The organism is Psychrobacter sp. L7 (assembly GCF_002810365.1).
GTDB lineage: Bacteria > Pseudomonadota > Gammaproteobacteria > Pseudomonadales > Moraxellaceae > Psychrobacter > Psychrobacter celer.
In genome coordinates this window covers 589,578-604,991 of the sequence record NZ_NEXR01000001.1, presented here as the reverse complement: position 1 = coordinate 604,991, position 15,414 = coordinate 589,578, and the positions used below count along the sequence as shown (strand labels likewise).

The following is a 15,414-nucleotide window of genomic DNA, read 5'->3' as shown; positions in this document are numbered from 1 at the left end:
AATGCACATGACTGACATCAAAGCCAGCTCACAAAAACGTAGCAAATAGTTACCACGTTAGACTGTCATTGCCCATGTGACTTGCTATCATAGCCAGCAATATAGTCTTTATGACGATAAAAACGCACCGCGATATCTACAACACTACTGGCAAATTCAGCAGGGCAGATGAGAGAGTATAATCGCACCCACATAAATCAGATACATGGCTATTAGTCGCTCAATAAAGCGTTGTATCTGATTTATATCAGATGGACTATATCACTCTAACTCATTGTAAATATGACAATAAATCATTGTAACGACAATATTCTCTAATGGGAATATTTTTATTGCCTTTGTTACACGAAAAGTTTTTATAAAAACAGCAGATAGGAACCTTATGAGCAAGATTGAAAAAACAGACGACTTTCATTTGACGATTGCCGAGATTAAGAAAAAAGACTACCCTCAGCTAAAAGCCTTGATGGATCGCGTCTACGTCAACCTAGGCGGCGCGTGGTCAAAAAACACCATTCATACGCTCATAGACGCCTTTCCTGAAGGGCAGATTGCGCTGTTTGACCACGATCAACTGATCGGCATCGTGCTGTCGATGCGCGTTGACTATGCCAAGTTTTCTAACCCGCATACCTATGACGATTTGATCGGTCACAAAGAGATCATCAAAGACAATCCAAAAGGCGATGCGATTTATGGTTTGGACGCACTGATCGACCCTGACTATCGCGGGTATCGCCTCGGACGCCGGCTGTATGATGCGCGCAAAGAGCTATGCCGTCAGCTTAACTTTCGCGCGATTTTGGCCGGTGGCCGTATTCCCAATTATCACAACCACCAAGACCTGACCCCTGGCGAGTATATCGATGCTGTCGAGTCTCGTGAGATTCACGACTCTGCGCTGTCATTTCAGCTGTCCAATGGCTTTATCGTCAAGCGTATTTTGACCGCGTACCTACCAGATGATGCCCAGTCCAAGGGCTTTGCTACGCTACTTGAGTGGGCCAATATCTATTATGAACCACAAGAATACAAGCCCAGCACCCGCAAGTCAGAGGTACGTATCGGCGGTATTCAGTGGCAGATGCGTGAGGTTGACTCGCCTGAAGAGCTACTACAGCAAGTGGAGTTTTTTGTCGATATCATGGCCGACTACAACTCTGACTTTGCTTGCCTGCCTGAGTTTTTTAATGCGCCGCTTATGGGGCTTTGTGAAGCCACCGACCAAAACGTCGCTATTCGATTTTTGGCCGGCTATACGGAGTGGTTTAAAAATGAGATCTCACATTTGGCAGTCAGTTACAACGTCAACGTCATCACAGGCTCGATGCCCTTACTGGATGAAGAAGACACCCTATATAATGTCAGCTACTTGTGTCGCCGTGACGGGACAGTAGAAGAGCAGCGCAAAATCCATATCACCCCGCATGAGCGCAGCGCGTGGGTCATCGAAGGCGGTGACGAGGTCAAAGTCTTTGATACGGATGCTGGACGTATCGGTATCTTGGTTTGTTATGATATCGAGTTCCCAGAGCTTGCCCGTTTGATGGCTCTAGATGACATGGATATTTTGTTTGTTCCATTTTGGACGGACACCCAAAACGGCTACCTGCGCGTACGCCACTGTGCGCAGGCGCGTGCCATCGAAAACGAATGCTACGTAATGATTTGCGGCTCTGTTGGCAACTTGCCGCAGGTTGAGAGCTTAGATATTCAGTACGCCCAGTCGTCTATCTTTTCGCCATCAGATTTTGCCTTCCCTCATGACGCAATTATGGCAGAAACCACCGCAAACACTGAGATGGTTTTTTTCTCTGACTTAGATTTGGATAAGCTGATCCACGTCCGTAACGAAGGCTCGGTACATAATTTGCTTGACCGCCGCGATGACTTGTTTAGCCTAAAATGGAAGAAAAAGTCGAAAGTACCAGCCAGCAAGCTCAGCACAAGCGAGCGCCGAGAAAACTCAGGCAGCGTGCTGACCGGTGACCCACTACAAGACCGCGCACAAAAACCTTAAGCGCTTATCGTCACTCCGACATAACATCGATACAGCAATAGCGATGGACGATATTTTGAAAGTGCTCTAAAGAATTAGTATTTTAAAGCATTTAGGAATCATACGGCTGAGCATTCAGCCGTTTATTTTTATCCAGAGCATGTCCTCATTCTAAAAATAGTGATAAAAATGAGGGCACAGCCTAGCACACGCGATAACAAACAGCGACCAGACACTTTTTGATACCATGACAAGCATAGAAAAGTAGCCCTTATGACAACTGATACTGATACCACAGTGGCAAAGCCTAAAAAAACGCCACAGCAAAAAGCGCTGTCGCTTATCAAGACGATACTGATATATGGCTTGATGTTTGCCGTCATTTATACCGCGGTTAATTGGTGGCGGCAGCCAGTCATGCCTGCCAACCCGCAATTGCAGCTCACCGATTATCAAGGACAAAGCATTGACTTGGCAGCGCTCAGTAACGATAGGCCCGCGCTAGTGTACTTTTGGGGAACGTGGTGCCCAGTTTGCCGTGTGACCTCGCCGACCATAGACACGCTCGCGGCGGCCAATGACTACCCGGTGGTGACCATTGCGATCCAGTCAGGCTCTGATCAAACGCTGCATAGCTACCTGAGCGAACACAACTACCGCTTTACCACCATCAATGATCAAGAAGGCGAGATATTTGCTGACTGGCAAGGACAAGTAACGCCCTCTTATGTCATCTTAAAAGAGGGTGAGATGGCGCAAGGTCTAACGGGCATTCAGCCATTGTGGTCACTAAAATTACGCTTATGGCTGTCATCAGTTTTTTAGTTCTTGTTTTTTAGCCTTGTTCTTTTTTAGTCTTGGTTTGATGGTTTGGTTTGATGGTATAAACTATTGGTTTTGGCTAAAAACAGGACGATACCGGCCAGCTCTTTTTACCCCACTGGTTTTGTCATATAATAGCTGTCATTATTATCGCCACTTTTCTTACTATTTTGATATCGCTATATGGTATTGCAATCATCTCATTAGTATTTATGATGTAGGCAGACGCTTTTATCTGTTTGTGACGACATAAAATGATTGTAGTTGGAAGCCGCTATATTACTAACTAGCGCCGCAACCAAATACCAGTATTAATAGTGACACAGTAAGCGTAGCGTTCACGTAACATCCACACGCTATTTTAGATCAGCATGTACTCGGCTCTTTTTCCCACTTCTAACCATCATTTTATAAGATACCTTCTATGACTGACAAAAGCACCGACACCCCAAGCCACGATTATAAAGATACATTAAACCTCGCCGACACTCCGTTTGCCATGCGTGCAAACCTCGCCAAACGCGAGCCTGACTGGCTAGCGGCGTGGGAAGCCGATGATGTCTATGGCAAAATTCGTAAGGCGCGCACAGGTGCGCCAAAGTATATTTTGCATGATGGCCCTCCTTATGCCAACGGTCAGATTCACTTAGGTCATGCGGTCAATAAAGTTTTAAAAGATATCATCGTTAAGTCAAAAACGCTGTCGGGGTTTGATGCACCTTATGTTCCTGGTTGGGATTGTCATGGCCTACCTATCGAACAAAAAGTCGAAGCCAAGGTCGGCAAAGTCGGTCAAAAAGTCTCGGCCACTGAGTTTCGTGGTCTGTGCCGCGAGTATGCCAGCACCCAGATTGAGCTACAAAAAGCCGACTTTAAACGTCTGGGCGTGTTTGGTGATTGGGACAACCCCTATCTCACCATGAACTTTGCGCAGGAAGCCAATATCGTCCGTGCACTTGCGAAAATCTATGACAATGGTCACGTAACCCGCGGTATGAAGCCTGTGAACTGGTGCTTGGACTGTAGCTCTGCCCTCGCCGAAGCCGAAGTAGAATACCAAGACAAAGTCTCTGACGCCATCTACGTCAGCTTTGATATAGTGGATACCGACAAGGTAGAATCGCTAAATGGCATCGGCGATGGCATTGCTGCCATCATTTGGACGACGACGCCATGGACGCTGCCTGCCAACCAAGCCATTGCTGTGCATCCTGAGCACGACTATAGCGTGGTAGCAACGGACAAAGGCCATTTTTTATTAGCGACAGACTTGGTCGAAACTGCGCTGACCGAGCTAAAGCTTGACCACAAAGGTATCTTGGCGACCGTATCAGGACGCAAGCTTGAAGGTCTGCACGCCCAGCACCCACTGATTGAAGGGCGTCAAGTGCCGCTTATCCTAGGCGATCACGTCACCACCGATAGCGGTACAGGCCTCGTCCATACCGCGCCAGGTCATGGTCTTGACGATTATATCGTCGGTCTAAAATACAACCTACCTGTAGAAAACCCTGTGGGCGGTACGGGTGTGTATTTAGACAGCGCCGCGGTATTTGCCGGAGAGCACATCTATAAAGCCAACCCAAAAATCATCGCCACCTTGCACGAAAACGGCCACCTCGTCAGCCATACCAAAATCGAGCACAGTTACCCGCATTGCTGGCGTCACAAATCACCGATTATCTTCCGCGCCACCCCGCAGTGGTTTATCAATATGGAAGCTAAAGGCTTACGCGAGCGAGCGCTTGCTGATATTCCAACGGTCAAATGGACGCCAGCTTGGGGACAAAACCGCATCGAGGCGATGATGACTGACCGTCCTGACTGGTGTATCTCACGCCAGCGTACTTGGGGCGTGCCAATTACTTTCTTTACGCATAAAGAAACCGGCGAGCTACATCCAAACACGCTGGAGCTGATGGAAGCTGCGGCACAAAAAATCGCTGATGGCGGCGTGGAAGCGTGGTTTGATGCCAGCTGTGAGGACTTTTTGGGTGATGAGGCTGCTGACTATGACAAAGCGACCGACACGCTAGACGTATGGTTTGACTCAGGGACCACGCATTTTGCTGTACTGGATCAACGCGATGAGCTGACCAACCCAGCGGATATGTATTTAGAGGGCTCAGATCAGCATCGCGGCTGGTTTCAGACCTCCTTGCTGACCTCAGAGGCGATGTACGAGCGTCCACCATTTAAGCAAGTATTGACCCATGGTTTTGTGGTAGATGAAAACGGCCGCAAGATGAGTAAGTCGCTTGGCAACATCATCACTCCGCAAGACGAGATCAATAAAACGGGCGCGGACATGCTGCGCTTATGGATTGCCTCAAGTGATTATCGTTATGAGATGAGCGCGGGTAAGACCGTGTTTAAGGGCGCGATCGACATGTATCGCCGTATCCGTAACACCTTGCGCTTTTTGCTTGCCAATACTGATGACTTTGATCCAGCGACCAACAGCGTGGCGATGGATGAGCTGGTCAGCCTTGATAAATTCATCATTGAGCGCGCGCAAACCGTGCAAGCACAAATCATCAGCGCTTATGATGCGATGGACTTTCACCAAGTCACCCAGCACGTCACCGCGTTTTGCTCGCAAGACTTGGGCAGCTTTTATTTAGATATCATCAAAGATCGCCAGTACACCACTCAGACCGATGGACAGCCGCGCCGCTCTGCCCAAACGGCGATTTATCATATCGCTCATGCGCTGATTCGCTGGATCACACCTATCTTGTCCTTTACGGCTCAAGAAGCGTGGGAAGTACTAGAAGGCAACAACGGACAAGACGCAGGTTATGTGTTTACCCAAGCGTGGTACACCTTCCCAGCATTTGAGCTGAGCGCCATCACAAGCGACGACTGGCAACGCATCATGCAGGCCAAAGACATCGTCAACAAACATATCGAAACAGCGCGTGGCGAAAAAATCATCAATGCCAACTTATCAGCGGGCGTCGATCTGTATGCCAGCGGCGCGATGCAAGAGAGCTTGGCCAAGCTTGGCGAAGAGCTACGTTTTGTCTTGATTACCAGTAGCGCAACCCTGCAGCCGATGAGTGAAGCCCCTGCTCAGAGCGCAGATTCTGGCTCAGTACCAGCAGAGAGCCATGCCGATGAGTCAAGCGACTTGCAGGTCAAAGTGAGTGCAGCCACAGGCACCAAGTGCGTACGCTGCTGGCATATCCGTGATGACATCGGCGTCGATAGCACCCATCCTGAGCTATGCGCGCGCTGCGTGACCAACGTGAGCGGTACAGGCGAGGTGCGCCACTATGCCTAATTCTGCGCCTAACCCGTCAGACTCATCTCACAAGTCGCCGCAGGTTGAGGCCGACGGCTCCCCCAAGCCGGCACATGCAACCACTGGCAGTTCATCGACGCCTAGAGGTCGCCTAACTAAGACCCCTAAGATGGTCGCCAATGGCAGTCGCGCCTTTATGTGGTATGCGTTATCGCTGGTGGTGATCATCATCGACCAGTGGAGCAAATGGCTGGCTGAGACCACGCTCAATTTTCTTGAGCCTGTGCCAGTGTTAGAGCCGTTTCTCAACTGGACACTGGCTTACAACTATGGCGCCGCGTTTAGCTTTTTGGCCGATGCAGGCGGCTGGCAAAAGTGGTTTTTTGCGGGACTGGCGCTGGTGATGTCGCTGTTTTTGATCGGCTATCTAATCAAAGCGCCGCGGCAAGCCAAGCTGCTATCGACAGGACTGGCGCTGGTGCTTGGCGGTGCCATTGGCAACCTGATTGATCGCTTACTACATGGCCATGTGATTGACTTTATTCATGTGCATTATGCTGATGTGTGGCATTATCCGATTTTTAATATTGCAGATATTGCTATCTGTATTGGCGTCGTGTTCATCGTCATCGACATGCTATTTTTGGAAAAAAAGCGTGAAATGCCGCGGTCATGATTGCGTGTAGTTAGATAGACCAGTTTAACTTATAAATCAAAAAGGTGGGTTACGCAGTCGTAGCCCACCTTTTTTGTTTACCCTAAACTCTACGTTTCTATTCTAAATTTTTGACTTATTGTAAAAAGACAAAACTCATTAAATTCTATTAAATTTTCTGCAACTTCCTTAGGGCGTGTCTTCAATTCACTCGCTAGTTATCTAAATGTGCTAAAAATGGCCAAATTTTGCCAAACATCGTCAAATAGCGGGTTTATATCCCGATATTAACGGCGCTATTTTCCTTGTTTGACCGCAATTTATCTCATTTTTATCACCATTTTTGAAATAAAGACATGCCCTAGTTTACATTGATAATTTGACTTGATGTGTTTCAAATCCCGTGGAAATATCATGTTTTATTTGTGCCTAATATTTTAGTTTTATTTACAGAAACCCTGATAATACATCTTTCAACGTCTCTAAGCCGCCGCCCATGATGACAAAGAGCAATCCTGCTAAGTTGATAATAACCGTTAAATAATAAACGATACGAAACTCAGGCTTTTGTGATTTGTGGCGCAAATACATCTGTGCCACCAATGCGCCGACCCAGCCGCCAAGCACGCTTAGCAGGTGCAGCGTCGACTCAGGCGTGCGCCAGTCGCCATTTTGGGCAGCGACTTTGTCTTTGGCATAGGTGAGATAAGTGACGATGCCTAGCACAGCGTACCATGCAACCACCAGCCAGCTGAGCTTTTGAGTTGCCGCCAATAAAATTACAACCCCATAAAAACCAATACCAAGGAACAAGCGTTGCTTTTGCCCTGCTGCAAATTCTGCTTGGGCATTACGTTTGCGATTACGCTGACGAATTTGGCGGTTTTTTTCTGCCATTTTTTGTTGGACAAAGCTCAGCTCTTGGACTTGTCTGGCTTGCAGGCGGCCTTGGCTATCTTGTCCGACATTAAAAACCACCGCCTCACCAACCTCAGGGCGGCGCTGCGCTCTAAACTCACTAATGTGAAAAAACAGCGATGCCCCGCTTGTCGTTTCGATAAAGCCAAAGCCTTTGTCGTCTTGCCATTTATGCACGTGTCCCTGTTGTTTGCTGGGTGGTTGAGTTGCCATAATCCTGCCCTATTTATAGATATGGCAGATATATTACACCATTTGCGTTACACTATTTGCGCTTACACACCCAGCAAAATGACTTATCATTTCTCTATTATATTTATGACAACTGGCTTTTGATTATGACTGAATCACAATTTATTAATCCCAACGAAGACACGCGCATCACCTTTGGTAGCCTTGTTAGCCTACACTTTGAAGTTTCATTAGAAAACGGCACGGTGATTGACTCGACCTTTGGCCGTGAGGCACCAGTGACGCTGACGGTCGGCGATGAAAGCTTGTTGCCAGGGTTTGAGCAGGTACTTATGAATCTACGCGCAGGCGACACGCGCACAGCTCACCTTGAGCCAGAGCAGGCTTTTGGTGAATGGAACCCTGACAACGTCCAGCACTTTAGCCGTCCGCAGTTTGCTCTTATCGCCGATCATCCAGAAGTCGGCATGATGGTTGAGTTTGAGGATAAAGGCAAAAACACCTTGCCCGGTATTATTAGTGCGATTAATGAGGATGAGATTGAGGTCGACTTTAACCATCCGCTGGCCGGCCAATCGGTATTGTTTAAGGTCAAAGTCTTTAAAGTAACCCCGCCTGGGGTGACTGGCATCCAAATCATGTAAGGCTCTGACAACGATCAATACTCAACGCTCAACCCTAAAATCAAAGTCCACAAGGAGACTGACATGCAATATACAACGTTGCCGCAACTCGATGAACAGGTTTCTAAAATCTGTCTGGGCACCATGACATGGGCGCAGCAAAACACCGAGTCCGAGGCACACGCCCAGATGGATATGGCACTGAGCGAAGGCGTCAACTTTTGGGATACGGCAGAGATGTATCCATCACCACCAGATAAAGACAAGCAAGGCGATACCGAGCGTTATATCGGTACTTGGTTTGCCAAAACCCAGCAGCGTGACAAGGTCATACTGGCCAGTAAAATGTCACCCATGAGCTTTTTGCGTGATGGTAAAACGCGCTTTAATGCTGAGCAAATCAGCAGCGCCATCGATAGCAACCTTGAGCGTCTACAAACCGATTATATCGATATTTATCAGCTGCATTGGCCTGAGCGACAAGCCAACTTCTTTGGGCAGCGCGGCTATGATGCCGATATGGCAGCACAGTCTTTAGAAGACTTAACGCCATTTTTGGAGACCATCCAAGCGCTGAATGATGAGATTAAAAAAGGCCGTATTCGTGCTTATGGGCTGTCGAATGATACCGCGTGGGGACTGATGCGCTATCTGTGGGAAGCGGACAAAAACGGCCTAATCGCGCCGCTGACGGTGCAAAACCCGTATAGCCTCCTCAACCGTCTCTATGAGGTCGGCATGGCGGAGATTGCCCATCGTGAAAACGTCGGCTTGCTTGCCTACTCGCCGCTTGGGTTTGGCGTACTATCAGGTAAGTACTTGGACGGCAAACGCCCAGCTGGCGCGCGCCTGACCATGTATGATCGCTTTAGCCGTTATATCAATGAGCAGGCCATTGCCGCCACCGCTGAGTATGCCAACATAGCGGCCGATGCTGGCTTGGATATGGCGCAGATGGCGCTGGCCTTTGTCAATTCACGCCCATTTGTCACCAGCAACATCATTGGCGCGACCACACTTACGCAGTTAAAGTCCAATATCGATAGTATTGATTTAACGCTCACTGACGATGTCTTGGATGCCATTGAAGCAGTGCACACGCGCCAGCCCAATCCGTCACCTTAATAAGCGGCGCCCAATGTGTCACTGACAAAGCACTAAAAAAAGCGCCAATCGCGGTAAATATTGCTGCGATTGGCGCCTTTTTTATTCAGCGACTTTTCATTTGACTGTACAGCTCAACTGATTATTGACTAGGTGGCACACTCAGTACCCGCGCATGCAGATCGGCCAACCCTTCTTGCATTTTTCTTTGCAGCAAGTCGGTCAGCTCGCTTTTGCTATAGCCTTTAGGGTCTATCGGCTCTAATGGTAGCACATAAGCCGTCACGTCTTTACTATCTAGCACCTTTTTTAGGCTCTCTTTCATGGTGATCTTGCCATAATACGGCAATGCCTCACTGAGCGCTCCGTCTTTGTCGACATAAGCGATAAGGATCGGTCGCACAGGGACATCTGCATCTATCGCAGCTTGTAGCAGGGTACCGTGGATACGCTTGACTTTTTTGCCATCGGTAGTGGTCGCTTCAGGGAAGAAGATAACCGAAAACCCTTTGGTCAAAAACTCAGCAATCTGCGTGGCCACTGAGCCTGCATCACCGGAGCCGCGCTCAATAAAGAGCGTGCCGGCAGCATGCGCTAATTTACCAAACACAGGCCATTCACCAATCTCCGCCTTGGATAAGAAAAACGCGGGGCTTACTGTCCCCACGACAGGAATATCCATCCATGACACATGATTGGACACCCACAGGCCATGATGCTGCTGTACTGGCTCGACCTCGATGACTTTGACACCAAAAGAGCCTGCCATCTTACGACAAAACGCCTGAATATAACGGGGTAGCTTTTCGCGTGGCGGCTGCTTAAAGGCACCAAGACGCTGAGCGGCCCGCAGTCCACCGACCATCGTTGTGGTCATACCAGCGATTTGCTTGCCGCGTCCTAGCTGTTGTCTGAGTGAAAAGTTTGACTTAGCTTGGCTCATCTTCGCCCTCATGATTAAATAACTGCTGTTTATATCAACAAAAAAACGAGCTAAGTATAGCAAAGTTATGCGACTCAGTGATAGCCTGTTCACTGAGTCAGTGCTGAGTTTTATACAAACGCGCAATAAAGCCGCTTATAAACGCGCTAACTTACCAGCCGCTCTTCGCGCTAGGAAACACAAACCTGTGTAACATAAATCTATCGCTAATTGTGCCGTTACGCTTTAATATCAACAGATAAGACCACATATAGAAGGTCATATGAACGCCGCCTCGATAGTTGACAGACAAATGGCAGCGATTTATTTACTTTATTAAATAGGTGATATTTTTTGGATTATTTTGAAAGACATGAAGGTGGCGAGCGTGCCATCATTGTACATTTAGACATTCGTCAAATCCAAGACCCTGACGATCTTAGCGAGTTTGAGCTATTGGCAGACTCAGCAGGTGCCGATCGTTTGGCATTGGTGACAGGCTCACGTTTAAAGCCTGATGCCAAGTTTTTTGTGGGTAGCGGCAAAGCAGAAGAGATTGCAGCGCTAGTGCGTGAGCACGACGCCGATATCGTTCTTTTTAATCACAGCTTATCGCCCTCGCAGGAGCGTAATATCGAGTCGGTGGTCAAATGCCGCGTGCTGGATCGCACCGGACTGATTTTGGATATTTTTGCTCAGCGCGCCCGCACTTATGAAGGTAAGCTACAAGTGGAGCTGGCACAGCTCAACCATTTATCGACACGGCTGGTACGTGGCTGGACGCATTTGGAGCGGCAAAAAGGCGGTATCGGTCTGCGCGGGCCGGGTGAGACCCAGCTTGAGACCGATCGCCGCTTACTACAAACGCGAGTCAATCAGCTCAAAAACAAACTCGAAAAAGTACGGCAAACCCGCGCACAAGGCCGCGCCCGACGACAAAAGTCTGACGTGCCGACCATCTCGCTAGTCGGCTATACCAACGCTGGTAAATCGACCCTGTTTAACCGCTTGGTTGACGAAAATATCTATGCCGCCGACCAGCTGTTTGCCACTCTAGACCCGACGCTACGTCGCCTCGACTGGCAAGGCGTGGGACGTGTGGTACTGGTCGATACTGTCGGTTTTGTGCGTCATTTGCCGCACGAGCTGGTCGAGTCGTTTCACGCGACACTAGAAGAGACGCTAGAGGCGGACTTGCTACTACACGTCATCGACTCCTCTAGCGAAGACATGCACGAGCAAATCGAAGCGGTAAAAAATGTCTTGGCCGAAATTGATAACGACGTGCCCGTGCTCAATGTGTACAACAAAATCGATATCACAGGCGAGCCTGCTCATATTGGTTATGCCAGCGAAGGCCAGCCAAACCGCGTTTACGTCTCATCAAAAGAAAACCTCGGAATAGAAGCGCTGTCGCTTGCCGTACAGCAGCTGCTCACTGGCGCATTGACCACCTTTGATTTGACGTTGCCTTATGGCGCGGGTCAATTTAAAAACACCTTGTATGAGCTAGGCGTCATCTTAGAAGAAAGCTATGATGACACAGGCCACGAGTGCCTAACCATTCGCTTGCCAAGCGAGCGGCTCAAACAGCTGCTTGGACAAGCCAATCTCGATCCTGTAGATGTCCTACCGCTGGCGCAAGCGACGCTACTGATGCCGACGCTTGAGGAGTTTGAAAAGCCAGATGAAAACATAGAGCCTACCTTGACTGCGGCCGAAGAAAAAGCCTTTGATGAGTTTGAGACAAACACAGCACCGTCCTCGCCTCAAAAAAGCAGCCTGCCTGACTCATAACTTATAAGAGCAGGCGGCTCAGCTTTTATTTGCAAACCGCTTTGCTCTGCCTACAGACAAAGCCCTACACACAGACGGTATCGCTGATATCGTCTGTTTTTTATTGCTTCTCTTAAAGCCGTCTCTCTCAAAGCCACCTTTCCTAAAACCTGTTTTCACAATATCATCTCCCATAAGACCATAAGACAGAATAGTGCGATGATACTAGGGCGGTTATCCCTATAGTCAGGTCCATAAAAAAAGGATACCGCGAGACTGAAATAAATTTTTCGTAGCATCTGTCGGCGCAAGCACAGCACGCAAAAAAATTTTGTACCAGTCTAGCGAATGTATGCAGTGTATCTCTTTATCTTATCTCTCTTTATCTCTCTTTTATTTAGTCACGACGATAGGCTTTATTAGTTACGTGACTCTCTATATAATCGCCTATACGATATGCCATATACAAAATACCATAACGACACAATGTACTTATAAGGATGCAGCTGCCATAGCCATGCGCCAACCGTTATCGCTGCGCCTACCCATCTCCGATTTGGCCAAAACTGCTTATGAAGTCCACTCACTCCTCCAACCTACCGCTATGGCTGGCGCTGATATTAACATTAGCGATGGTTATTTTTGTCCGTGAAACAGCGGTGCTGGTCTGTCAATGGGCAGGTATCGAAAAAGCGGCCAATATCGTCGGTTTGGTGGCGATGTTTGTGGTATTGATGGCGTGGCGTTTGCTAAAAGGCCTACCTAGCTGGCTCACTCAAGCCAGCAATACGTTATTGGTTGATAGCGGTTTTGCTTTTTTGCCCGTTTCTGCTGGTGCAGGTTTATTGTTATTTGCCTTAGGAGACGAGCTGTGGGGCGTGATGCTGACGATGCTTATCAGCACCTTGATACCGCTTTGGGGGTTAGCATTATTGGCCAATCGCTGGCTCAATCAAGACTCTGAGTCTGACTCTAATAGTGATAGTGACTCGCAAGCTGGCGACACCGGCAGCATCACCAGCAAGCAATAAGGGCAGCGCTCAGCTGAATGAACAAGGCAGACTTATGACTTTTGATAGCGTATTGACAGCAACCCTTGCGGCGATATTATTGACCTTGGTCGCCCACGTCATTGCCCGTATCTTAGCGCGTAAGCTATCGTGGCTACCGATGGTCATCACGGCCTTAGCGCTGGTTTTGCTGTTTTTGTTTGTGCTGCAGTGGGACTACAATCACTACTATAGCGTCGCAAAGCCTGTGTTTGACCATCTCTTAGGATACGTCACGGTTTTATTGGCAGTGCCACTCGCCGCCATGAACTTTAAAGGCTTACCTGTCAAAAAACTCACCCTTATCGTCATGATTGCAAGCGTGGTCGGTGCTTTGCTGCCAATGTCGCTCGCCTATCTGCTGTCACTCAGTCACGAGACGATACTGGCATTTGCCACCCGCTCAGTGACCACCCCTATCGGTCTTAGTGTGGCGGATTTGATCAAAGCGCCGCTGGCGATGGCCAACCTTATCATCATTGTCTCAGGTATCGTTGGGGGTACTTTGGCGCGCTTTTTATTTCGCCGTGTCGATGATGACCGTGCCAAAGGCTTAGCACTTGGCTTGGCCGCTCACGCTTTTGGTACAGTCGAAGCGTGGCAGATCAGTCATACCGCCGGACGCTATGCAGCCTTTGGACTGGCAGTCAATGGGCTGGTCACCGCGATTTGGGTACCGATATTCATCAGTGCCGTTGCGTTATAACTACTCCCTGACCTCTCATCAATTAAGGACAAACTCAAAGCATTGGCCGCTCTTATCCTCTTGCTCTTATCCCACCGCTCCTACTCACTTATCATAGCCACTTACTACCACCATCAGCCCTTACAGCAGCTGAGCTGGCACTGATATACGTACACTGTAAATGATAGCCTATTGATTTATTTCGTATTATTTACAAAATAACGCTCACTTTTGCATATTATTTTGACAATCCTATGCGTCAAAAATTTATTATATGTTATAGTAAACAACTATTATTTTTTGTATCTATTGCAAATGATTTTAACAAAACATGAAAACGTCAGGGTTGTTGCTAGGTAGCTGGCGACAAAACACAGCAAATAAAATAAGCACTTGCCTTTATAAGCTGGCCGACTCATCAGCGACAGTCATTTGCGACTACTCGATAAAAAGTGATATCTCTATGATAAATACGACTACCATCAAGACTCGCTGTTTGTCTCCGTTTTTATTAAATACCATCACTGGTATTGCCAGTATCCTTGCTATCTCAAGCTTGAGTGTGAGTGCTCATGCGGGCAATATGTATATCTACAAAGACCAAGGCGGTCAGGTGCTCTTGACCAACGTTAGCCCCAGTGGCAACTTTGATAAGTTCACCAAAAAAGTCAAAGTCACTTATTATAAAGACTCTAAGATGTATGACGGCAGCAGCAATGGCTATGGCAGCAGTCCGGCGAGTAGTAGTGCCAGTCGCAACGCCTATGATAGCTATATTCGCGCGTCCGCGGCACGTCATGGCGTCGATCCTGCCTTGATGAAAGCCATGATGCATACTGAGTCGGCTTTTAATCCAAATGCTCGCTCACCAGTCGGCGCTCAAGGGCTGATGCAGCTGATGCCTGCTACCGCACGGCGATTTAATGTGGGTAATCCTTGGAACCCTGCCGACAACATCGAAGGCTCAGCCAAATACATCGCCTGGCTGATGCGCCGTTTTAATAACAACGTCGAGCACGCTGTGGCAGGCTATAACGCAGGCGAAGGCAATGTCGATAAATACGGCGGCATCCCGCCTTTTAAAGAGACGCGCAACTATGTCAAAAGAGTGATGAGCCGCTATCATAGCTTATACAAAAATGACGCCGGTCTGTCTGACGCCAGTATCAATGCCAGCAATCAAGTCAATATGAGTAGTACAAACAATGGGCTACAAAATGTCAGCTATGGCACGAGCAGTAATAGCAATAGCCCAAGTTATATCAAATCTGCCTACGAGGCCTTACGCTAGTAAGTCCATAAAGGGGTCAAGCTCAGACACAAAAAAGCCCGTTATCGAGTAACGGGCTTTTTTGTGTCTGACGGCAAAACCAATGGCTTAACCGTCCTCATCAGTGCAAGTGCACAGAGATGTTACTTGGA

12 protein-coding genes are annotated in these 15,414 nt (G+C 48.2%); 10 read left to right on the top strand and 2 right to left on the bottom strand.

What is annotated here, in order from left to right; all coding sequences use genetic code 11:
- The first annotated feature begins 382 nt into the window (after nt 1-382).
- From CAP50_RS02540 to lspA, 4 genes are all read left to right on the top strand, one after another.
- The gene (locus CAP50_RS02540) at nt 383-2,020 is read left to right on the top strand and encodes a carbon-nitrogen hydrolase family protein (RefSeq protein ID WP_075102040.1); all 1,638 of its coding nucleotides are present in this window, start codon (nt 383-385) and stop codon (nt 2,018-2,020) included.
- A gap of 252 nt (nt 2,021-2,272) precedes the next feature.
- Nucleotides 2,273-2,824, top strand: coding sequence for a protein disulfide oxidoreductase (locus CAP50_RS02535; RefSeq protein WP_100748931.1), 552 nt, complete (start codon nt 2,273-2,275; stop codon nt 2,822-2,824).
- Between the two features lie 421 nt (nt 2,825-3,245).
- Entirely contained in the window at nt 3,246-6,107 is a 2,862-nt protein-coding gene (ileS, locus tag CAP50_RS02530; RefSeq protein WP_100748930.1) for an isoleucine--tRNA ligase, read from the top strand.
- Nucleotides 6,100-6,744 carry a signal peptidase II gene (gene lspA, locus CAP50_RS02525; protein ID WP_100748929.1) on the top strand — a complete coding sequence of 215 codons (645 nt, stop codon included), beginning with the start codon at nt 6,100-6,102 and terminating at the stop codon, nt 6,742-6,744. Before ileS ends, lspA begins: the two co-directional genes overlap by 8 nt.
- Nucleotides 6,745-7,170: 426 nt before the next feature.
- Here lspA and CAP50_RS02520 read toward each other — a convergent pair whose 3' ends face one another.
- Nucleotides 7,171-7,854, bottom strand: a complete 684-nt coding sequence (locus CAP50_RS02520; protein ID WP_100748928.1) for a DUF1294 domain-containing protein — start codon at nt 7,852-7,854, stop codon at nt 7,171-7,173.
- Between the two features lie 125 nt (nt 7,855-7,979).
- On the opposite strand from CAP50_RS02520, the gene fkpB reads away from it, so the two are divergent.
- On the top strand, nt 7,980-8,477 hold the full coding sequence (gene fkpB, locus CAP50_RS02515; RefSeq protein WP_075102068.1) for an FKBP-type peptidyl-prolyl cis-trans isomerase: 498 nt from the start codon (nt 7,980-7,982) through the stop codon (nt 8,475-8,477).
- Between the two features lie 63 nt (nt 8,478-8,540).
- Nucleotides 8,541-9,581, top strand: a complete 1,041-nt coding sequence (locus tag CAP50_RS02510) for an aldo/keto reductase (protein ID WP_100748927.1) — start codon at nt 8,541-8,543, stop codon at nt 9,579-9,581.
- Between the two features lie 121 nt (nt 9,582-9,702).
- Here CAP50_RS02510 and CAP50_RS02505 read toward each other — a convergent pair whose 3' ends face one another.
- Nucleotides 9,703-10,503, bottom strand: coding sequence for a lysophospholipid acyltransferase family protein (locus CAP50_RS02505; protein WP_100748926.1), 801 nt, complete (start codon nt 10,501-10,503; stop codon nt 9,703-9,705).
- A 333-nt stretch (nt 10,504-10,836) separates the two neighbouring features.
- Here CAP50_RS02505 and hflX point away from each other — a divergent pair, with 333 nt between their 5' ends.
- The 4 genes from hflX (at nt 10,837) to CAP50_RS02485 (ending at nt 15,283) form a co-directional block, all read left to right on the top strand.
- Nucleotides 10,837-12,279, top strand: a complete 1,443-nt coding sequence (hflX, locus tag CAP50_RS02500) for a ribosome rescue GTPase HflX (protein WP_100748925.1) — start codon at nt 10,837-10,839, stop codon at nt 12,277-12,279.
- A 551-nt stretch (nt 12,280-12,830) separates the two neighbouring features.
- Nucleotides 12,831-13,289, top strand: coding sequence for a CidA/LrgA family protein (locus tag CAP50_RS02495; RefSeq protein WP_100748924.1), 459 nt, complete (start codon nt 12,831-12,833; stop codon nt 13,287-13,289).
- 34 nt (nt 13,290-13,323) lie between these two features.
- Nucleotides 13,324-14,013 carry an LrgB family protein gene (locus tag CAP50_RS02490; RefSeq protein ID WP_075102031.1) on the top strand — a complete coding sequence of 230 codons (690 nt, stop codon included), beginning with the start codon at nt 13,324-13,326 and terminating at the stop codon, nt 14,011-14,013.
- A 442-nt stretch (nt 14,014-14,455) separates the two neighbouring features.
- Nucleotides 14,456-15,283 carry a lytic transglycosylase domain-containing protein gene (locus CAP50_RS02485; RefSeq protein WP_100748979.1) on the top strand — a complete coding sequence of 276 codons (828 nt, stop codon included), beginning with the start codon at nt 14,456-14,458 and terminating at the stop codon, nt 15,281-15,283.
- The last annotated feature ends 131 nt before the right edge of the window (nt 15,284-15,414 follow it).